Genomic DNA, 19,570 nt, shown 5'->3' with positions numbered 1-19,570 from the left:
TTTTTGCGGATCCCTATGACCGCTTCCTGCTGAACTGTATTCGCTCCTGCAACAGAGTGTCATTTAAAAAACAGCCTGTTACTCCGGATACAGCCTGATAGTTCATACAGCCTGATAGTTCATACAGCCTGATAGTCTATACAGCCTTTAATTTCAAAACTTCTTTTCAATAACTTTCTATTAAACTGGATACAGGTAAGTCCAACTAATACAAATTTATCATGACACTAATACAAATTTATCAAGATATTAATATAAATTTTTCATAATATTAAGATGAATTATTCATAATATTAAGATGAATTATTCATATTATTCTTCTGCAAGTTGTTCAAAGTAGCTCTGGATAACACTCCTGTACTCTTCAGGAAGGTTTTCATAATAAGCCTGAGAAGCAATGGGATCCGAGTCATATAGACCCGACTGAATGAATGATTCATTGTCTCTCTGTTCTCCGTCTTCCTGGCTCATAAAGCCCTGCCCTGCACCCGGAGGTATCTTTAAGTCTACTTCCTTGCCCTCAACTATGATAACAGCAGGTTCTCCAAAAAGTCCTTCATTGTTCTGCGGGTCTCCTGAAGTCCCACCGTTTTCCTCTACAGAAACAAGATCCGAACCCGAACCCGGGAAAGGAATAGTTTCTATCACTTCACTCATGTCGAGGGGACCAACAGGTGCCTGATATCCTGTATGGGCAACATATGCCAGAACTGTAACAGCAAACATGGTTACCAGGAGATCTTTTGCAAGCTTTTTTCTGTTAAGGAAGACAGAGGACTTCACAGGCTTAGAATCGATTATGACGCCGCCTATAAGGTCACGGACAATAATGTTATCAATATCCCGGTTATCATAGGCTGTCCTCATCCTTTCCCTGAGTACAGGGTATTTTTCTTCAATAAAGGAAATCGCGTCTTTCTTTTTAGCCCTGTAATACCTGACTGCTGTGAGTATAAGAGAGAGGGTAAAGGCAAGAATAATTAGTCCCAGGGTCTCAAAGACAATTTCAGAACCAGGAATACTGTATTTTACACCGGTATAGGGTTCAAAGGTGCGAAACATTAAGAATATATCCCTCATGTTGAAGAGCACAAAAAGGGCATAGAGAACCAGAAACGTTGCAAGAAGGTCTGCGAAAACATAGAATACTCTATATTTCTTCAGAGCCGATTCGTGTTTGTTTATGATATTTTCAATCTCCAGAGCCATCTTATTCCCTTCTGCAACCGGAGATCCCGGCGTTATTATACTTAATAATGTTATGTAAAGATGCACACCGACATATAAAGATACTATAGAAAAATATTACAGAAAGATACTATATAAAGATACTATATAAATGTACACGTTCCCTGAAGGCTTATGCTTATCCGGAATTCTTAAAAGTTGAATAGGAGCCCAGTACTTTTAAAGTATTGGCTTTTAATTTTGTACCGGCTTTTGATTTTATATCTTCTAAGGCATCTTTTATAAGTGCATCGCTTGTATGCCCTTCAAAGTCGATGTAGAAGTAATAGTCTCCGAGTTCCTTTTTGGAAGGTCTTGACTCGATTTTTGTAAGGTTAATGCCTCTTTTTGCAAAAGCTCCCAGAAGTTCGTATAATGCCCCTGGCCGGTCTTTTTCCAGGTATACGATAAGAGATGTTTTGCAGGCCGAAGGGCTGACTTTTTCTCTCCTGGTTTCGGGTTCAGCATAGAACCCATGCTCTGAATTCTGGCCGGTTATCGAGTTCGATTCCCCTTCAACGCCTTCGACGCCCATGGTCTGGGAAATATTTTTTCCGGCCCGGACAACAATAAAACGGGTGTAGTTTTCCCTTCTGTCCTGGATATTTGAAAGCAGGGTTTTCAGCCCGTAACGCTCTGCAGCCTCAGGAGACGCTATTGCTGCCATTTCCTCAAACTCCCCTGCCAGCCGGGCCGCATGAGAAGTGCTGCCCGTGCTTCGGAGTTCCGCTTCAGGAAAATGTCTTTTCAGGAAATGCCTGCACTGGGCAAGCCCCTGAGGGTGGGAGAGGATGACCTTTATCTTCTCAGGCCCGCCTTTAGAAAGCAGGCAGTGCTCGATTTTGACGACAATTTCTCCAATTATAACAGCCTCGTTTTCAAGGAGGAGGTCAAGGGTAACTCCTACAGAACCTTCTATAGAGTTTTCTACTGGGATTACGGATATGTCTGCTTTTCCTTTAACTACAGCCAGAAAGGCATCCTCTATATCTGCAAAATACCGAAACTCTGCATCCTTGTTATTACCCAGAGTCCAGAGCTTTGCAGCCCTCTCCGAATACGAGCCTTCCGGCCCCATTACACCTATGATCATCTGAAGGTTAATTGGGGGGATGGTAATAATAAGTTTTGATGGCATAGCTGTGCCACCCGAGTCCCGTCTCGGGAGGACGGTGCCCTTTTTGCTTCGCTCAAGAGGACTATTAGGATTTTAATAATTAGTTTTGCTCCAGAGGGTAATTTGAGCATTTAAGTTAATTTATTCTCAAAAAGAACTTTTCCCGGGGTGGAAATTTCCCGGATTGTCTGCTTATTCCAGTTTTTCTTGAAAGTCGAGCGATTGTCTGCTTATTCCAGTTTTTCTTGAAAGTTGAGCTTCTCTCCCGCGTTCCACAGAATTTCAAATTCCTCTTTGAGATTTTTTGCAAGCCCGATGTCCCGAATTTTTACGACCGAAAGAACCCTGTCCCTGTCCGTTGGATGAGGCTGGAAAAGGACGACTACGTTGTCGTCGATAATCCCGAAACAGGAGTTGAAATTCTGGACCACCCTGACATCAAGGCCTTTTTTAAGTTTTTCAAGAGTTTCTCCCTCCTGATTGGAAAGCATGGAGGTAAGAGCCCTGAAACGTGGAGAAACCATCAATCTGATCCGGACTCCCTTGTCAATAGCCTTTGTTATTTCCGGAAGCAGGTAGAAAACAATGGGTATTCCGAAAACAGGAGGAAGGATACAGATCGATTTTTTTACTTCTCCATAAATAGAAACAGCAAATTTTTTAATTTCTGATTCGGTGATAGCGGTTGTCCAGAAGATCTCATCCTTTCGTTTCTGGTTAGGAACAGCGTTCAGGGCCTGCTTTGCCTCTTCAATGAAGCCTTTTAAAACCGCCATTTCCCTTTCGACTTCGGCTTTTCTCCTCTCAAAAATAATATCCAGAGAAAGCTCGGGGTCGACCGCCCTGAACTTTTTGGGCCTTGAAACCTGAACTTCCACAAATCCTTTTCCAACCAGGGACTCAAGAACAGTGTAGATTTTCCCATAGGGCACCTCCGAATCCCTGTAGATAGCACTTGCTTCGGAAACGCCCAGTTTCAACAAAGAAAGATAAGCAGCTGCTTCATAGGCATTGAGGCCGATGTCCTGGAGGAGCCTTTCATTTTGCATGCCAGCATTTGGGTTTAATATCTTAAAACAGTTTCGAAAAAAGACCTGTGCATAAGATGCCTGAAAATACCGACATCTGATGCGAAAAAAAGTTTCTGGTTTAGGATACCAAAAAAAGATTTCTGGCCTGAAACGATTTCAACTTATGGTTCCGTTTTATTTGAGCAATTTCAGTGCGTCCCTGCAGGCTGCTACGGCAGGTGCGCCTGAGGTTATGAATATGACATCCATAACTTCCATTATTTCCTCTTTGGTGGCGCCATTCTTAAGGGCACTCTGCATCTGTACAACAGTACACCTTTCGCACTGCTTGGATGCAACGACTGCAAGAGCTATCAGAATCTTGACCTTTGCAGGCAGGGCTCCGTCTGATAGTAATTTCTTATTGCACCTGTTATACTTATGCAGAGATTCGCTATCAAGTTCGCCAAGGATTTCCAGAATATGCGGGGTAAAACCCAGCTTTTCACTCATACTTTCCAGTAACTCTTTGTGTTCCAGATCTTTGTGTTCTTTCATTCCAATTAAACCCCCATTGCCTATTTTTGTTTATATTTATCAAAGATTATATTAGCTATATTGTATCTATATGCATATTATTTATCTATTCCTGAGCCTCAGAAATACAAACTATCAAAAATGGCAGGTTGGAAGAAAAAACGCAACCAACCGGGTATTTGAATAAATCCCGATGTTGGATTTAGATGTTGAATTTAGATGTTGAATTTAGATGTAAAAGAACGTGGAGAGCAAATGAAACCAACCGATGACCTGAAAGAAGAACACAAGGCTGTCAAACTCATGCTGAGAATTCTTGACGGCATGTGCACGGATATAGAGTATAGAAGAAACGTTAAACTGGAGCATCTTGAGGGACTCTTAGAATTCATGAAAATATTCGTGGATAAGTGCCATCACACAAAAGAAGAGGTTTACCTTTTCCCTGAAATGGAAAAGGCTGGAATTCCAGCAAAAGAGTTAATCGACTCCCTTATAAAGGAACATAAACAGGGAAGAGAGCATGTCAGCAGAATAGAAGAGGCAGTTTCAAAAAAAGTATGGGATAAAGAAGAATTGACAATTCTTGAGGACGCAAGGGCATATATTCAACTTTTAACCCTGCATACAGAAAAAGAGGAAAATGACCTTTTCCCTCTGGCTGATGTCTGCCTTGCACCGGAAGTGCAGAAGGAGTTACTTGAATCCTTCGAGGTTGTAGAAAATGAAGAGATAGGTGCAGGCAAACATGAAGAGTTCCACAGACAGCTTCACCATCTGAAAGAAATATACTTGATACCCGAAGATAAGGAATCTAAAAAATGAGTGACCTTTAAGGAGAGGTGCATCTCATTCCTCTACTCTCTTTTCGAGGTCAAGCTCTTCTCTACTGTTCCACAGGAGTTCAAAAGAGTTAAAATTTTAGACAGTACGCGGTCCTTTTCGCTACGCTCAAGAGGACTATTTTATGGGGAAGAAACTTAATAGATAAAACATGAATTAACCGTGGATCAACTTGGGAAGGCAGCGAGTGCAGACCCAGAGGCTTTCCATGTTGTGTCTGAGGGGGAGGAGGTAGTGGGTGTCTTCTCCGGCTCCGCATTCGAAGCAGCGGATTGAGAGATCTTGCTTTTTCGGCTGGGATTCAGCTTTTTCCCTGTTAAATTCAACTGTGTACCTTTCTTCAATAGAGAGGGCACCTTCGGGACAGACCCCGATACAGAAGCCCATGCCGTCGCAAAGTTCTTCGGATACTACTTTTGCTTTCCCGTTAATGATTTGAATAGCGCCTTCAGCGCAGGGTGCGACACATTTCCCGCAGCCTGTGCATTTTTCCTCGTCAATTTTTATAATTGTTCGTTTTACCATGGAAATTAACCCCTTATTTTAGGCATATTCCTTTTATGGGAAGATATTATTTTATTTGTAGAAGTATCTGGTTTGTCGGACTGGCTGATCCGTTGAACTAGATGATTTGGCAAAGAAATCAAATATCGGTTAACATAAATTGCCATTTGAAATCCGGCAAATACCCTTCCCTGTAGAGCGTTGTTTTATAATCGTCTATTAGCTTGCTCATTTTGCAGGTATACTTTATGAAATCCGTGCCTGCTTCCCCTTTGAACAATACTCTTTCTGCTTTCTCAAGAAGTTCCGGATAGATAAATACTAGTTCTTCTTTGGTGTGCAAAAACAGAGCAGAAAAATCCCTGTGAATGCCCATGCTTCTTTTCAGGAGCTCCGTGTTTAAAGTCTCATCTGAGATATAGTTCTTGAATTTCAGGTAAGCGTGAAAGTTTGCTATATTCTGATTTAAAGAGTTCAAAATCGAGTATAGCATGTTATCGGTTGTAGGAAGAGAAAGATCCTGAAGCTCAGGATTTGCGCCTTCATAGGTTTCGTTTTCGTCTATATTTTTGTCCTGGTCCCGAGATGTATCATGATCCATTTTATCACCCATATCTGCAACCTGTATCTCAACTTGCAATTCGCAACCTGTACTATTAGCAACCTGTACTATTAGCAACCTGTACTATTAGCAACCTGTACTAGCAACCTGTACTATTAGCAATTTGTATTTTCGAAAAAAACCTGAGTTTTTATTCTATCAGAAGGTTGTTTTTTACCAATCAGAAGTTCATTTTTTTTCACGTATTGTTTGCATTAATGGGGTTTTCAGTGGTGTGTCCCTTCCACCACTTTTATACCCGCATCCTGAATCGTCTTTCTGATGGTATCTATATGGGGACATTTCGGATAACTGTCCCCCATAAGCATGCAGGAACTGAGGTGCACGACGTCAAGATCATACTTTTTCAGAGCATTTATCAGACGGTAAACCCTCCTGCCCGAGCAACCCCCACATGTAAAGAAGGCAATTATCTGCGCTTCTTCATCGTATTCCTCAAAGTGGGACTTCCTCTCATTGAAGGCTTTGAAGCAGCCCACGCCGGGGCAGGCTTCCGAGACGATGTCACAGCGAACTACCGCTATTTTTATGGATTTTGTTTTTTTAGTCAATTTTTGCCCAGCCCTGTACACATTTTTTTAATCATAATACGTTTTACAGCAAACGGGTAGATTCAGTCGGCCTCGGAACTTTTACAACAAGCACCCTGAAAATGCCATCTCCGGGGTTCAGAAGGCGGTGAGGGACCTTTGCAGGGCTTTCGATCAGCATGTCCCTGCTGACTTCTTCCTGTTCGTCCCCGATTTCAACGACGCCTTTTCCTTCGAGAATGTAAAAAAAGACGTCCACAGGCGTGATGTGTTTTTTTAAGGCTTCCCCTGGCTTGAGTTCGATGTGCACTGCCTGGGCATGTTCCGTATCATAGAGCATTCGTACGCTCACTTTATGAGGGTTCGGCTTTTCCGGTGAGGATTTCATCTCAACAACTTTCATATAGTTATCCCCTTTTTGACCATTTAGGCGTTTTTATTCCGTTTTTGCTCTATTTTTGTTCTGTTTTTATATATGCCTGATCAGTACCAATCTATTCAATCAGTCGTGAAGCAGGACATCTCCTAAACTGTAAACCTCAGGGGCTTAGAGTCCAACCTGTTTTTTGAATTCATCAAGACCAGTATCCTCAATGAATTTACCGAGCCTCTTTTTTGTACCGGAATTTTTGTAGAATGTTATGATTCTGTCCACGGCATCGAGAACCTCATCTTCAGAAAGTGCCTTTGCCACGACATCCGCAAGCCTGGGAGATGCAGCGGCAGAGCCTCCAACCATAAGATTATATCCTTTTGCTGTACCCATTATCCCTATATCCTTGATAGCAGGCTCAGCACATGAATTCGGGCAGCCACTAACTCCCATTTTCAGTTTGGAAGGCATGGGCATCCCGTGATATTTTTCATCCAGTTTGAGGCCCAGACCCAGTGAGTCCTGTTTAGCTTGCTTGCAAAAAGTTGTTCCCGGGCACATCTTAACACTTCTTACGCAAAGCCCTATTGCTGCTCCAGGCTCTATGCCAAGGTCAGCCCAGACATTGTCAAGGTCTTCTTCTTTAAGGCCTACGATTGCAATTCTCTGAGCAGAGGTCATCTTCAGGGCAGCTGCACTATACTTTTTTGCAACTTCAGCGATTTTTATGAGAGTGTCCGGATCTACAACTCCTCCCGGAATGTGGGGGGCTATTGCATATGTCTCACGGTCCCTCTGAACGATTGCGCCTTTTGCAGGTAAATTGTCTTTCATGGTTGATCCTTTCTTCTCATCTTTATTATTACAGGAATATATCACAAAAGAATATAATATAAAATTAAATTTTATAATAGTATCTTTTGGATACCAGTATATTAGAGATACTAACTTATATATCAGACAGTTTCTATGTTTATACTATGAAAGACTGCACGGTCTACAAGACGATGAATATTATAGGAAAAAGATGGACCATCCATATCCTTCTTGAGCTGCACAAAGGGGAAAAGAAAGAAAAGCGCTTCAATGAACTGAAAAGAAAACTGGGGTCCGTAACCCCAAAAATCCTTTCGGAAAGGTTAACCGAACTTGAAGCAGAAGGCATGATCATGAAGACTGTTGACGAGTCCACAAATCCCCCAAAATCCGAGTATTACCTTACAGAAAGCGGAAGGGATTTTATAAAGATCATACAGGGGATAAAAAGGTGGGGACTAAAGTGGAAATTCCAGAACGAAGAATGTGAAAAGGCCATCTGCAAGTACTGTGACGTTTAGGGGCAAAAAGCATAAGGAAAAAATGTAAAGAAAAAAGTAACTATTCAGCCACTGATAAAAAAGTATGTTTTTTCAGCAAAATGCTGAAATTCTCAGAATAATAGCGGCGCTCCTTTGAGCGCCGCGAGAATACCGTCTATAACAGGTAAATCGTTCTTTTTAATGGTTGAGATATAAGCTCTAATTCTGCAGAAAGCTTCCGCTCCTTGTATAGTTCTGAAAGTTCCTGATATTTTCTGCTGTAATTTCATCATCCTTATGTCTCTTTCTGCTTGGTTATTCTCAAACGGAACTCTCAAGTCATTGAGGAATCTCAGGATCTGTTTTTTGTTTTCTATAAACCTGTCAAGTAGGTTCCTTGCTTTTGTTTTTGGATTTTTACCACGTTTTCCTTGTTTTTCAGGGTTTAGAGAAGGTGGATTTTCTTCAATCCCTTTCATGACTACAGCATCGAACCTTTCTTCTAACACTTTAATTTGCTCAAAGTCCAGATCTTTGACCTGCTCTTTACACTCATCAGTATACTTTTTCATTTCTGTTAACAGTTCATTCATCTCTTTAGCCCATTGCTGTTTATAGTTCTCCTCAATTCCAGTAAGTTCTCTCTGGAGATGAGCATTGCAAAGAGCATGATCACATTCATAACTGTTATAGGGTTTCCATCCGTCATGAACTGCTATTCCTTTAAACTCTGGAAGAATTCCCATGGCATTAATTGCTTCTGATCCTCTTTTTGAGTGAGCAAAATAACAGGTGTATTTGTCATTAGAAGCTACATGAAGCCAATGCCTTTTTCCTTCAATTTTCATCCCAGTTTCATCACAATGGATTACAGGAGAAGTTATTAACCTCTCCTGACTCACATTTTCAAACTCCTCTAAATTCCGGAAGCATTCTTTTTCTGCTCTGATTATCGTAGCAGAACAGATTTTTATCCCCATAACGTCATCAAAAAACTCTAAAATCCTTTTATAGGGAATAAACTGGTAGTTTTTACAGTAAATTGCTGAAGCTAAAATATTAGGACCATACTGGACGGGATATTTCACAGATTCTGGAAAAGAAGCTTTATTTGATTTTCCACAGTGAGTACAGGTCTTAATCTGACTTTGATGTTCCGTAACAATTAGATTTACAGGAGGAATATCAAAAATTTGTCTTCTCTCATAAGCTTCAACTTCAACATCCTCAAGAGTATGTCCACATTCTTTGCAGCAGGTCAAAGAATGTTCAATTACCTAATCAGGATCATTAACCATATCAAGAGTTGTGCCTGGATGACCTTCTTGACCTCCAGGTTTCTTCCCACTCTTTTTCCGGAGACTCTTGGGATTAGGTTTTTCTTTGACTAAAAAGTCAGTAGAAGGAGGTTTACTGCTGTTTCTGCTATTTTGATTTAAGCGAGATTCTAAAATCCTTACACGTTCTTCTAGTTCAGCAATTCGAATAGCTTGTTCTTCTATGATAGTTTCAAGTCTCTGGATTACAGAAATTACAGCTTCAGGACCAGCTTCATAGATAACGAGGATCTCTTCACGTGTAAGCATAATAACGAAACAAAATAGGATTCAATTTATATGCAATTTTTCCTCGAAAAGAGGAAAAATTGTAGCCTTTCAAAGGCTACCTGAATTGTTACAGAAAAAATTATAAAAACAAGTAAGAAAAGAAAATAAAGGGAAAAAGAAGAAAAAACAGGTCTTTTACTTTTCCCAGAGACCTACTTCTTTTTTGAACTCTTCCAGACCGATTTCATCTATGATTGTTCCTAGCCTTTTCCTGTTCTCCCCATATTCTTTGAAAAATTCGACTATCCTGTCAACAGCTTCCAGGACTTCTTCTTCGGAGAGTCCTTTTGCCACAACGTCAGCAAGCCTCGGTTTCAGTCCTGCAGCTCCGCCCACCATGAGAGTGTAGCCTTTTGCAGTGCCCATCACCCCTACGTCCTTAATCACGGGTTCGGAGCAGGAACTCGGGCAGCCGGAAACAGCCATTTTCATCATGTAAGGAAGTTTTTTCCCCCTGTATCTCGCCTCCAGTTTCATCCCGAGGCTTACGGCATCCTGCTGACCTTTCCTGCAGTAAGTTGTCCCCAGACAGAACTTGACACCCTTTACAAAAGGTCCGGCGACCATCCCGGCGTCCATGCCGAGATCTGCCCAGGCGGCGTCAATATCTTCTTCTTTTAAGCCTACGATTGCCATCTTTTGTTCAGAGGTCATTTTCAGAGTTGCAGCCCCGTATTTCTCCGCAACATCCGCAATTTTCCTAAGGGTTGCAGGATCAACAATGCCTCCAGGGGTTCTGGGGGCGATTAGATAGGTTTCTCCATCGCGCTGGATGATAGCATTCTTTTCAGGTATGGTACTTTTCACAGGTATCGCCTCTCAACTTAGTAGATAATTATACTTTGTTGGGATTAATAAAGGAATATTCTGGAAATGTATACATCCATCATGCATCTTTTAATAAATGTATACATCCATCATGCATCTTTTAATAGTAGTATTTTAAAGATATTGCTTATATAAGGACAGTATCATAGTTTATACTATGAAAAACTGTATCGTCTACAAAACGATGAACATCGTGGGGAAACGCTGGACCATCCATATCTTACTGGAATTATATAAAGGGGAAAAGAAGGAAAAAGGCTTCAACGAGCTAAAACGCAAACTTGGAGGCGTAACCCCTAGAATCCTTTCCGCCCGGATGACAGAACTGGAAAGTGAAGGTCTTATTGTAAAGCAAGTGGACAATTCCACAGTCCCCGCCAAGTCAGAATATTTTCTTACAGAAAGTGGAGAAGACTTCATAAAAGTTATCCAGGGAATCAAAAAATGGGGTTCAAAGTGGAAATTCAATAACAGTGAATGCGACAGGTCTGTTTGTAAATACTGTGACCTCTGAGTGAACTACCCATCCCATCCTCCCTTCGGAATAGAATCAGGAGCCTTTTCCCCTTCGAAGATAAGCAAAATTCTCAGGTTTCGCTTACCTCAAAAAAGGACAGTATCCCGGTTCATCGGCATTGGAATTCTTTTATACAAACGGGTCATAAATTGTTGTGAAATGAGACCTATCACATGCTGAAAAGAAGGAAATGCTCAGGAAGGTTTTGAATGAATAATGGGGGAGCAGATAAAGTAAAAATTGGCACTGAAAGAAACCTGGATTTTTTCTTCACACCTGAGAGCATAGCCCTTATAGGAGCGTCTCCGAACCCTGAGAAACTCTCCCATACGGTTCTGAAAAGCCTCAGGAAAATGGGTTTTAAAGGAAAGATTTATCCCGTAAACCCTGGATATAGGGAGATTGAGGGGCTGAAATGTTATTCGGCTCCCGGAGAGATTGAAGACAGGATTGATATTGCTATTTTTGCAGTCCCGGCTAAAGCTGTTCTTGAAATTTTGAAAGGGCCTGTGGAAAATATAAAAGGAGCCATAATTGTCAGTTCCGGCTTTCGGGAAATGGGGCCCGGTGGGAAGAAAATGGAAGACGAACTGAGGGCTCTTTTAAAAGAGAAAGGTATCAGGGCTATGGGACCGAACTGCCTTGGAATATATGACACTGTCTCAAAAGTTGATACGTTTTTCATAGAGGGGGAAAAGATAGAAAGACCTTCCAAAGGTAGAGTTTCCGTGCTTACACAGAGTGGATCTTTTGCCGCTATGATTATGGACGAACTGGCAAATGAGGGAGCAGGCGTTGCAAGGGTTGTAAGCTATGGGAATAAGGTTGATGTTGACGAATGCGACTGCCTTGAATTTCTTACACAGGATGAAGCCACAAAGACAGTTGCTCTTTACATTGAGTCCGTAGGAAACGGGCGAAGATTCCTTGAAGTTGCTTCCAGCTGCGTAAAAAGGAAACCTGTGATGGCTCTTAAGGTTGGAAAAAGGGAACCGGGAGCAAGGGCAGCAAGTTCCCATACCGGTGCAATTAGCGGGATGTATGAAGCTTATGAAGCCGCTTTTCGGAAAACGGGCATAATAGAGGTCGCCAGTTACGAAGAGCTGAAAGATGCCTGCAAAGTTCTCAACAAGTATTCCCCTGTAGAAGGAAACAGGATCCTGATAATAACTGACGGGGGAGGGATAGGCATTTCCATTGCCGACTCCTGTGAGGAAGCAGGGCTCAAAGTCCCTGAACTTTCCGAAGCTACTGTAGGGAAGCTAAAGGAAAAACTTCCGGCTTTTGCTTCCGTAAAAAACCCAATAGACCTCACAGGCAGTGTGCGGGATGAACATTATGTTGCTGCCCTACAGGAGGCTCTCGCGGGAGAATACGACCTTGCAATTGTCAGCCTGCTCTGGGGCCCACCTCTTCTTACCGAAGGGGTTGCAGAAAAAATCCGGGATTTTGCCGAAAGCTGCGGAAAACCTATCCTGATCAGCCCTCCGGGGGGAAAGTTCAGCCGGAAAATGGCTTCAGCTTTTACAGCCACCGGAATGCCGGTATTTTTCAGCCCTGAAAGCGTGGTCCGAGCGGCAGCCGTGCTTTGCGGAGGAAAATGGCAAGCTGAAATAAAATTTGAGCCGAAAAAAAACTAAAATTGCCCGAAATTTGAAAAAATAAAGGATTGGATCGGAAAATCTCGCAGAGGTTACACAAATCCCGGGGCGGACGAAAAAATTGAACAGCGCCTGTACTTCATAGCCCTCTTAACTCTTTTCATGGCAAGTTCAACGGCAGCTTCCCGTGGCTGGATTCCTTGTGTTTTTGCAGCTTCCAGTACTGTGCTACATTGCTTCTAACCTTTTCTTCAATTTAACCTAAAGCGGTACATCTGGTAGTCCCCTGGTACTCTGAAGCCGCACAGATCACTCCACCCGCATTTGCTATAAAGTCCGGCACGTAAAGAATCCCTTTTTCATAGAGGCTCTTTTCCGCTCCCTCCGTGACAGGAATGTTTGCCCCCTCAACCACCAGTTTAATGTTCAGAAGATGGACTTTACTCTCATTGATCACATCAGGGCAGGCTGTCAGAATCCAGATATCGCAGGGAACAGCAAGAACTGCATCAATGCCAAGCTTTTCCTCTCCGGGATAGTCAAGCACACTTTTGCCCTCTTTCTTAAACCTTATCAGGACATCCACATCAAGCCCGTCCGGGTCATGGACCGTACCCCTGGAATCGGCGACCCCCACAAGGACAGCTCCTTTCTGGGTAAGGAAACGGGCAGCTTGCTTCCCAACAGCCCCGAAGCCCTGAAAAATCACACGAGCCCCGAGAACTGGAGGGCATTTACGGAAAAGAAGATGCCTATTATCTCCTCTCAGACCCCTGCTTCGCGGAACGGTTTGAAGATCACGTACTTGGAAGGAATCTCGGTTACAGGAATGCTTTCCAGGCTTGAACTGAAGAGTCCCATCGGGTTTTTCATCACTCCAGAGAACAGTCACCGGCTCAAAAGAAAGCTTGAATGAACTGGCAATTTTACTTTCCATATTATCACCAAATAGTTGTTTACGCGACAGATGACAGATAGGTTGCGTTGGCAGCTATATACACATACCAGAGGTTTGAAGAATTCCCCCGGACCTTTCCGGCATGAAGTAGCTTAAAGTAGCTCTGTTGCATATACAACCAACCAGACCACTCAACATCAAAAAATCTCCGAATATCAATTTAAAGAGGACATTGAAATGGAAAGACTGGAACCGATAGGCAAAGTAATTTCGTACATTTACAGGTACCAGCGGATTTTCCTGGACAAAGAACTGGAACCATACGGCATCGGCAGCGGGCAGTTTAGCTTTATGATGTCGCTTTACTTAAAGGACGGAGTAAAACAGGAGACCTTTGCCAGAATGTACAAAATGGACAAAGCCACCGTTGCACGAGCAATAAAAAAGCTGGAGGACACCGGCTATGTCTACAGGAAACAGGATGCAAAAGACAAAAGAGCATACAATATCATTTTAACTGAAAAAGGAAAGGACATAGAAGCAAAAATAAAAGAAATAGCCATAAAGTGGAACGATGTCGTGCTAGCAGGTTTCAGTGAAGAGGAAAAAAGACTTAGCACTGCGCTTTTTGAAAGGATGGAGCAGAATATAACTGAACTTTTTGATTGAAAAGCTTAGCTACATTCCTGCAACAAAAGTTAATTCTCTCCCACAAACAAAGACCCGGTTTCATCTTCCTGTTCGTGTACATTTCTATGTTCGCGTATATTCTCCCCTACTTCTTCATGCCCACTTCCGGCCCTGAATTTGCCCCTTACAAGCCAGCTCAGGCCCGCTACTGCCAGTCCAAAAGCTCCCGCAAACAGAAAGACCGTTTCAAGCCCGAAACTGGCCAGAACAAAGCCAAATACAATCGGGGAGAGGGTTTGTCCCAGGTATTTCATGGAATTGTACACCGATATTATACGGCCTTTGGAATCCTCCGGTGCAATCTGGAGGATCAGGGTATCAGCTATGATCTGGGAAAGCCCGTAGCCCATGCCGAAGAGAAGCAAAAGAAAAACGATTATGATTTTTGAGTGTACAATGCCTATCATTGCCACGGTAAGGCCCGAAAAGCCGAAACCTACGCCTACTAGGCAAACCAGAGGATACCTTAACGCAAGAACCTTCACCCTTGACGCAATCAGAATAACCGTTATTCCCATAAGGCTTAATGCAAGCCCCGATTCCTTTGACGTATACCCGAATTCGGCCTTGAGCATGAAAGGCAGATAAAATACCAGCGCATAGAGCAGGAAAAAAACCGCAAAACTCAGGAATATGGTGTAAAAGATTTTAATGTCTAGAAATGGCTTTAAAAGTTCCGCAAAAGTCTTTTTGTTTCGGGCTCTGTTCGGTGTTCCGTTTTTCTTATTATTACCATTTTCTCTGTTCTGTTCTCTGCCATTTTCTCTGCCCGGATTTCCACATTCCTTTCCTCTATACTCCGGCCCTACGGACTTTGTTTCAGGAAGGCATACCGCCGCAAATAGAGCCAGGGGCAAGGTAAGGGTATAGAAAAGGAAGGGCAGGTTCCAGCTATGTGAGGCAAGCAGGCCTCCTATAAGGGGAGAAAACACCGAACCAATGGCATTTGTCATGCCCACCCTGCTTGTAGCATGCACCCTTTCAGGACCAGAGTAGAGATCCCCTATCAGCAGCATTGAGACCAGCATCATGCCTGCAACCCCTATTCCCTGAAGGAAACGAAGGACAAGATGGGTTTCGAGATCCGTTGCAAAATAAGCCGCAAGCCCTGTAAATCCATAGAGAACAAGGCAGAAAATAAGGATCTTTTTGCGCGGTATGCGGTCCGTAAAGGAGCCGAGGACCAGAGAAAATAGTGCTGTGGAAAAGGTTATGGCCGAAACCAACATCCCGATATTTTGCGCTGTTGTTTGCAGGGGTCCTACCATTTCCGGAAACACGGGCCCCAGCAGAGCACCGGCCGACATCCCAAAAAAGACCGTCAGGCAGATGATAAAAAGATGGATTTTTTTGTTAGTTTTCATAATAGTACTCTCATTGTTCTGTTTTTCAAGGATCCTTTTATTACAGATTCTTTCCGATCTCCCGTGCCTTTACCAGCAGCTCTTCCTGCTCAAGAATGTCGTCCACCCCTATGGTCCCGGCCGCGGCAACTGTGCATTTCACGTCGAACCCCACATGTGAAAATATTCCTTCCATATACTCAAAATACTTACCGTAGGTATCTACATTGGGATTGCCCTGGGTGTATGCGAGCACGAGCCTCTTTCCGGCCAGGGGTTTTGAACTGTCATGGACAAAGGGATGTAAGCGGTCCACAAAAGGTTTGGCCTGGGCGCTGATTTCCCTCATGTAGACGGGAGAACCAAGCACCAGGACATCGGTTTCCTCTATTTTCCTGTAGAGTTCCTGCATATCATCTTCAAGGATACAGGTCCCTTTCTTCAGGCAGGCGGAACAGGCATTGCAGCCACTAAGATTCATTTTTGCGAGATTATACACGACGGGCTCGGCTCCGTTTTCCGAGGCGTCTGCAAGGATTTCCTTTACGAGTTTCGCAGTGTTTCCTTTAATCCGAGGACTTCCTATCAATCCGAGAACTTTCATTAAGATTGCTCCTTTTTCCAAAAGATTGTCACAGATTGTTGCGCTAGCAACTAAAGGTGTTAACGCGGCAGTGTGTATATAAAAGTTGCGTATGCAACAATTGTGGATGTACAAAAAGATGAAAAATAAAGCATAAGGGACAACTTCCCCTTCAAAACCGATAGGCAAAATAATTTCGTACATTTACAGGAATCAGCGGATCTTCCTTGACAGGGAACTGGAACCATACGGCATTGGCAGCGGACAGTTTAGTTTTATGATGTCCCTTATGGTAAAGGAAGGGGGCAGGCAGGAAGACCTTGCAAGAAAGTATAAAATGGACAAAGCCACCGCTGCATGGGCAATAAAAAAGCTGGAAGATGCCGGCTACGTGTGCAGGCAGCAGGACCCGGAAGATAAAAGGGCATACAGGGTATTCGTTACTGAAAAAGGGAGAAGTATGGAAGAAAAAATGATGGAAATAGCCCTAAAATGGGATTCCATCGTATTGTCAGGTTTCAGTAAAGAAGAAAAACAGTTACAAGCTGCTTTTCTGGAAAGAATGGGGCAAAATGTATCCGGGATTTTTGAGTGAAACGAGAACGTTTCCACAAAACCGGATTACATGCCATTATTCACTCTGAACCGGCTTTTCTGCGACCAATTCTTTGCTTTCTTCTTCCTGTTTACCTGATTCCACCATTTCCTTAACAGTATTCGGGGCTTCCGTAGGCTCCCGCGGGGTCAGCACCCGGTCAAATTCCGGATAGTACCGGAAATTGTCCGTCAATTCCTCGAATACCTTATTTTTGGGACTGGTAATGACTACACGCGCCTGGGGATGAATCTTCTTACCAGGGGGGGGTTGCAGAAAAAATCCGGGATTTTGCCGACAACTGTGGAAAACCTATCCTGATCAGCTCTCCGGGGGGAAAGTTCAGCCGGAAAATGGCTTCAGCTTTTACAGCCACCGGAATGCCGGTATTTTTCAGCCCTGAAAGCGTGGTCCGAGCGGCAGCCGTGCTTTGCGGAGGAAAATGGCAGGCTGAAATAAAATTTGAGCCGAAAAAAAACTAAAATTGCCCGAAATTTGAAAAAATAAAGGATTGGATCGGAAAATCTCGCAGAGGTTACACAAATCCCGGGGCGGACGAAAAGACGACAGGATTGAGAAAGACACAGTTCCAGTAAGAGATGACAGGATTTTTATTCAGAACGATTATTTCAAAACCTATATAATAGTAAATTAAATTAATAATATTAAATGTGTTTCTCTTAATAAGCTTAAGAAAAAGGAATCGTTTGTAATTATTTCTAACTTTGATCTCATCTTCTGTTTTCTCTTCAGGAAATTACCCGGAAATGGAAAAGATAGTAAGAACAGGATGATTAGCATGGAAACAGTGTTTAAAAAATCAAAATTCTCCTGGGAAGATTATTTTTCAGATAAAATGAAAGATGAGCACAGGTTTTCAACTGAAGAATCCCTTGCTAAAGAAGCAAAAGAGAAGCTATTCCACCTTAACGGAAGGAAAACTCTTCTTGACTTCGGTTGCGGGGCAGGGGACCTCCTCATATATTATGTCCCACACTATGAAAAAATAGTAGGGGTTGATTTCTCCAGCTCCATGCTCTTTGAAGCCGAAAAAAAGGTCCGGCACCATAAATATAAAAATGTGGATCTGATCCTTGCGGATAACAGAACAGTATGGGAGAAGTTAGACACAAAATTTGACCAGATAACTGTAGCAGGCGTGGTGCAGTACCTGACCCCGGAACAGGTTGACGATTTCATCCTCAATGCATCCGCATATCTGAATGAGGACGGAAAAATATCTTTCTTTGACATAATTGATCCCAAGCTATATTCTTTGTGGAAAATAGGCTGGTTCTCACAGAATTTCATACACCGGGATATATTTCTCAGAGCATGTACCAGCTGCTTAAAAAAGATCTCAGCTTTTTTGGAAAATAGACCGGCTGACACAATAGGGAATTCGTACAGCCCACAAATTATTGAAAAAATTGCCAGAAAAAACGGCTTCCAGATGGAGTATGCGAAATCAATGTATTATGAATACAGGTATCATGCAATACTCTCTAAGATTTCATAACAATGTTTCAATTTGCAGACTGAGCTAAAAGACAGATAGTCCCATTTAGATAGTCTATTAAAATAGATTACACGAGTCAGCATTCAGGCATAAATATTCTTCTCCTGTAAACTTAATATTAAGTCCCGAAACTTTCTGCATCCATGCCGCCTCGTTTCAGGGTGTTCTGATTCAAGACAGCACAATTTTCCTTCTTCACGCTTTTTCAGCAGACAAAAACCATATTCTTCCTGTTGACCCTGGTTTTTGCAAAAATCAAATGTTTGCAAGAGTTGAAGAAAACAGGGGATGGACAAAAAACATCACATATATATAACAAACATCCAGAATATATTAAATACTTCAAAAAATGTTTTGAATGAGAAAGGTGTTGTGAAATTAGATGGGACAAAATCGGACATAAAACTGCTGTCAAAGAGGTTGAATAAGAAGTCAACTACCCCTGCTTACTGGAACTTTTTAAAGAATAGAAATGCAAGCCGATCCTGCAGAGACGCAAACAGAGACACTAACAATGACATTAAATTCCACTGTTCAGGAAACCTCTTTTGAAACTGAGAATTTCCCTGATACTCATGAAGTTACTGCCTGGTCAGGAAAAAATCCCCTTATCAAGCTGACAGACGTCTGGAAAATCTACCGGATGGGAGAAGTTGATTTTGCAGCTCTCGCGGGAATCGACCTTGAGATCTACGAGGGAGAGTTCCTGGTTGTTCTGGGTCCCAGCGGAAGTGGAAAAAGTACACTGATGAACCTACTGGGCTGCCTGGACATCCCTTCAAAGGGAACTGTCTTTCTAGACTCAAGGGACATTTCCAGACTTGACGAATCCGAACTGGCCCGCATAAGAGGACAGATGATAGGGTTCATTTTCCAGAGTTTTAACCTGATCCCAACACTGAACACGCTGGAAAACGTCCTTTTGCCCCTGGAATTTCAGGAAGAAAACCCTCAAAAGGCAAAGAAAAGGGGAGAATACCTGCTCGAAGTTGTAGGGCTTTCGGATAAGAAAAGAAACCTCCCCTCCCAGCTCTCAGGCGGACAGAGGCAGAGAGTTGCAATTGCCCGTTCCCTTGCCGTTAATCCCCCTATAATCCTCGCAGATGAGCCTACCGGAAACCTGGACAGCAAAACCGGGGACTACATTCTGGATTTTCTGGCAAAATTACATGAAAAGGAAGGAAAGACAATTATCATTGTCACCCACGACCTGGACCTTGTAAAACACGCGACAAGAGTCGTGTATCTCAGAGACGGAAAGATAGAAAAAATCGAACATGTTAATCGAACATGTTAATCGAATATGTTAATCGAGCACGTTCATCGAA

23 protein-coding genes and 1 pseudogene are annotated in these 19,570 nt (G+C 42.7%); 9 read left to right on the top strand and 15 right to left on the bottom strand.

What is annotated here, in order from left to right; genetic code table 11:
- Positions 1-312 precede the first annotated feature (312 nt).
- The 4 genes from MSWH1_RS04875 to MSWH1_RS04860 form a co-directional block, all read right to left on the bottom strand.
- Positions 313-1,209 (bottom strand): hypothetical protein, encoded by an 897-nt coding sequence (locus MSWH1_RS04875; RefSeq protein WP_048126611.1) that lies wholly within the window; start codon positions 1,207-1,209, stop codon positions 313-315.
- 157 nt (positions 1,210-1,366) lie between these two features.
- A complete protein-coding gene (gene pheA, locus MSWH1_RS04870) occupies positions 1,367-2,365 on the bottom strand; it encodes a prephenate dehydratase (protein ID WP_082088033.1) in 999 nt (332 codons plus the stop codon).
- Between the two features lie 209 nt (positions 2,366-2,574).
- Entirely contained in the window at positions 2,575-3,393 is an 819-nt protein-coding gene (locus tag MSWH1_RS04865) for a TrmB family transcriptional regulator (RefSeq protein ID WP_048126609.1), read from the bottom strand.
- A 156-nt stretch (positions 3,394-3,549) separates the two neighbouring features.
- On the bottom strand, positions 3,550-3,912 hold the full coding sequence (locus tag MSWH1_RS04860; protein ID WP_048126606.1) for a carboxymuconolactone decarboxylase family protein: 363 nt from the start codon (positions 3,910-3,912) through the stop codon (positions 3,550-3,552).
- Between the two features lie 234 nt (positions 3,913-4,146).
- On the opposite strand from MSWH1_RS04860, the gene MSWH1_RS04855 reads away from it, so the two are divergent.
- Entirely contained in the window at positions 4,147-4,716 is a 570-nt protein-coding gene (locus MSWH1_RS04855) for a hemerythrin domain-containing protein (protein WP_048126604.1), read from the top strand.
- Positions 4,717-4,890: 174 nt separating this feature from the next.
- Here the strand turns inward: MSWH1_RS04855 and MSWH1_RS04850 are convergent, their stop codons facing one another.
- The 5 genes from MSWH1_RS04850 to MSWH1_RS04830 all read right to left on the bottom strand — a co-directional run bounded on the left by MSWH1_RS04850 (position 4,891) and on the right by MSWH1_RS04830 (position 7,597).
- On the bottom strand, positions 4,891-5,259 hold the full coding sequence (locus tag MSWH1_RS04850) for an ATP-binding protein (RefSeq protein WP_048126602.1): 369 nt from the start codon (positions 5,257-5,259) through the stop codon (positions 4,891-4,893).
- A 118-nt stretch (positions 5,260-5,377) separates the two neighbouring features.
- Positions 5,378-5,839: a hypothetical protein gene (locus MSWH1_RS04845; protein WP_048130234.1), complete on the bottom strand. Its 462-nt coding sequence runs from the start codon at positions 5,837-5,839 to the stop codon at positions 5,378-5,380.
- A gap of 227 nt (positions 5,840-6,066) precedes the next feature.
- Positions 6,067-6,411, bottom strand: a complete 345-nt coding sequence (locus MSWH1_RS04840; protein ID WP_048126600.1) for a CGGC domain-containing protein — start codon at positions 6,409-6,411, stop codon at positions 6,067-6,069.
- Between the two features lie 43 nt (positions 6,412-6,454).
- Positions 6,455-6,793 carry a cupin domain-containing protein gene (locus MSWH1_RS04835; protein WP_048126598.1) on the bottom strand — a complete coding sequence of 113 codons (339 nt, stop codon included), beginning with the start codon at positions 6,791-6,793 and terminating at the stop codon, positions 6,455-6,457.
- Positions 6,794-6,937: 144 nt separating this feature from the next.
- Positions 6,938-7,597: an NAD(P)/FAD-dependent oxidoreductase gene (locus MSWH1_RS04830; protein ID WP_048126596.1), complete on the bottom strand. Its 660-nt coding sequence runs from the start codon at positions 7,595-7,597 to the stop codon at positions 6,938-6,940.
- A gap of 146 nt (positions 7,598-7,743) precedes the next feature.
- Between MSWH1_RS04830 and MSWH1_RS04825 the strand changes: the two genes are divergently transcribed.
- Positions 7,744-8,100 (top strand): helix-turn-helix domain-containing protein, encoded by a 357-nt coding sequence (locus tag MSWH1_RS04825; protein ID WP_048126594.1) that lies wholly within the window; start codon positions 7,744-7,746, stop codon positions 8,098-8,100.
- 92 nt (positions 8,101-8,192) lie between these two features.
- Here the strand turns inward: MSWH1_RS04825 and tnpC are convergent.
- Both tnpC and MSWH1_RS04810 read right to left on the bottom strand, forming a co-directional pair.
- A pseudogene (gene tnpC, locus MSWH1_RS04820) lies at positions 8,193-9,647 on the bottom strand (IS66 family transposase).
- A 156-nt stretch (positions 9,648-9,803) separates the two neighbouring features.
- Positions 9,804-10,475, bottom strand: coding sequence for an NAD(P)/FAD-dependent oxidoreductase (locus MSWH1_RS04810; RefSeq protein WP_048126590.1), 672 nt, complete (start codon positions 10,473-10,475; stop codon positions 9,804-9,806).
- Between the two features lie 178 nt (positions 10,476-10,653).
- Between MSWH1_RS04810 and MSWH1_RS04805 the strand changes: the two genes are divergently transcribed.
- Positions 10,654-11,010, top strand: coding sequence for a helix-turn-helix domain-containing protein (locus tag MSWH1_RS04805; protein WP_048126587.1), 357 nt, complete (start codon positions 10,654-10,656; stop codon positions 11,008-11,010).
- Positions 11,011-11,222: 212 nt separating this feature from the next.
- Positions 11,223-12,653 (top strand): acetate--CoA ligase family protein, encoded by a 1,431-nt coding sequence (locus MSWH1_RS04800; protein ID WP_048126585.1) that lies wholly within the window; start codon positions 11,223-11,225, stop codon positions 12,651-12,653.
- A 217-nt stretch (positions 12,654-12,870) separates the two neighbouring features.
- Here the strand turns inward: MSWH1_RS04800 and MSWH1_RS04795 are convergent, their stop codons facing one another.
- Positions 12,871-13,551: a hypothetical protein gene (locus MSWH1_RS04795; protein ID WP_231591900.1), complete on the bottom strand. Its 681-nt coding sequence runs from the start codon at positions 13,549-13,551 to the stop codon at positions 12,871-12,873.
- A gap of 198 nt (positions 13,552-13,749) precedes the next feature.
- On the opposite strand from MSWH1_RS04795, the gene MSWH1_RS04790 reads away from it, so the two are divergent.
- Positions 13,750-14,181: a MarR family winged helix-turn-helix transcriptional regulator gene (locus MSWH1_RS04790; protein ID WP_048126584.1), complete on the top strand. Its 432-nt coding sequence runs from the start codon at positions 13,750-13,752 to the stop codon at positions 14,179-14,181.
- Positions 14,182-14,210: 29 nt separating this feature from the next.
- Here MSWH1_RS04790 and MSWH1_RS04785 read toward each other — a convergent pair whose 3' ends face one another.
- Positions 14,211-15,566 carry an MFS transporter gene (locus MSWH1_RS04785; RefSeq protein ID WP_052723133.1) on the bottom strand — a complete coding sequence of 452 codons (1,356 nt, stop codon included), beginning with the start codon at positions 15,564-15,566 and terminating at the stop codon, positions 14,211-14,213.
- A gap of 40 nt (positions 15,567-15,606) precedes the next feature.
- The gene (locus MSWH1_RS04780; protein ID WP_048126583.1) at positions 15,607-16,149 is read right to left on the bottom strand and encodes a flavodoxin family protein; all 543 of its coding nucleotides are present in this window, start codon (positions 16,147-16,149) and stop codon (positions 15,607-15,609) included.
- A 160-nt stretch (positions 16,150-16,309) separates the two neighbouring features.
- Between MSWH1_RS04780 and MSWH1_RS04775 the strand changes: the two genes are divergently transcribed.
- Positions 16,310-16,723 (top strand): MarR family transcriptional regulator, encoded by a 414-nt coding sequence (locus tag MSWH1_RS04775; RefSeq protein ID WP_048126582.1) that lies wholly within the window; start codon positions 16,310-16,312, stop codon positions 16,721-16,723.
- A 36-nt stretch (positions 16,724-16,759) separates the two neighbouring features.
- On the opposite strand, the gene MSWH1_RS18835 is transcribed toward MSWH1_RS04775, so the two are convergent.
- A complete protein-coding gene (locus MSWH1_RS18835; RefSeq protein ID WP_156148074.1) occupies positions 16,760-16,918 on the bottom strand; it encodes a hypothetical protein in 159 nt (52 codons plus the stop codon).
- 158 nt (positions 16,919-17,076) lie between these two features.
- Here MSWH1_RS18835 and MSWH1_RS20465 point away from each other — a divergent pair, with 158 nt between their 5' ends.
- The 3 genes from MSWH1_RS20465 (at position 17,077) to MSWH1_RS04765 (ending at position 19,539) form a co-directional block, all read left to right on the top strand.
- Positions 17,077-17,205 (top strand): hypothetical protein, encoded by a 129-nt coding sequence (locus MSWH1_RS20465; protein ID WP_255350485.1) that lies wholly within the window; start codon positions 17,077-17,079, stop codon positions 17,203-17,205.
- Positions 17,206-17,522: 317 nt separating this feature from the next.
- Positions 17,523-18,242 carry a class I SAM-dependent methyltransferase gene (locus MSWH1_RS04770; RefSeq protein WP_369798560.1) on the top strand — a complete coding sequence of 240 codons (720 nt, stop codon included), beginning with the start codon at positions 17,523-17,525 and terminating at the stop codon, positions 18,240-18,242.
- A 643-nt stretch (positions 18,243-18,885) separates the two neighbouring features.
- Positions 18,886-19,539: an ABC transporter ATP-binding protein gene (locus MSWH1_RS04765; protein ID WP_231585707.1), complete on the top strand. Its 654-nt coding sequence runs from the start codon at positions 18,886-18,888 to the stop codon at positions 19,537-19,539.
- Positions 19,540-19,570 lie beyond the last annotated feature (31 nt).

The sequence above is a fragment of the Methanosarcina sp. WH1 genome, assembly GCF_000970005.1.
Classification (GTDB): domain Archaea; phylum Halobacteriota; class Methanosarcinia; order Methanosarcinales; family Methanosarcinaceae; genus Methanosarcina.
This window is presented reverse-complemented; position numbering and strand designations above follow the sequence as displayed.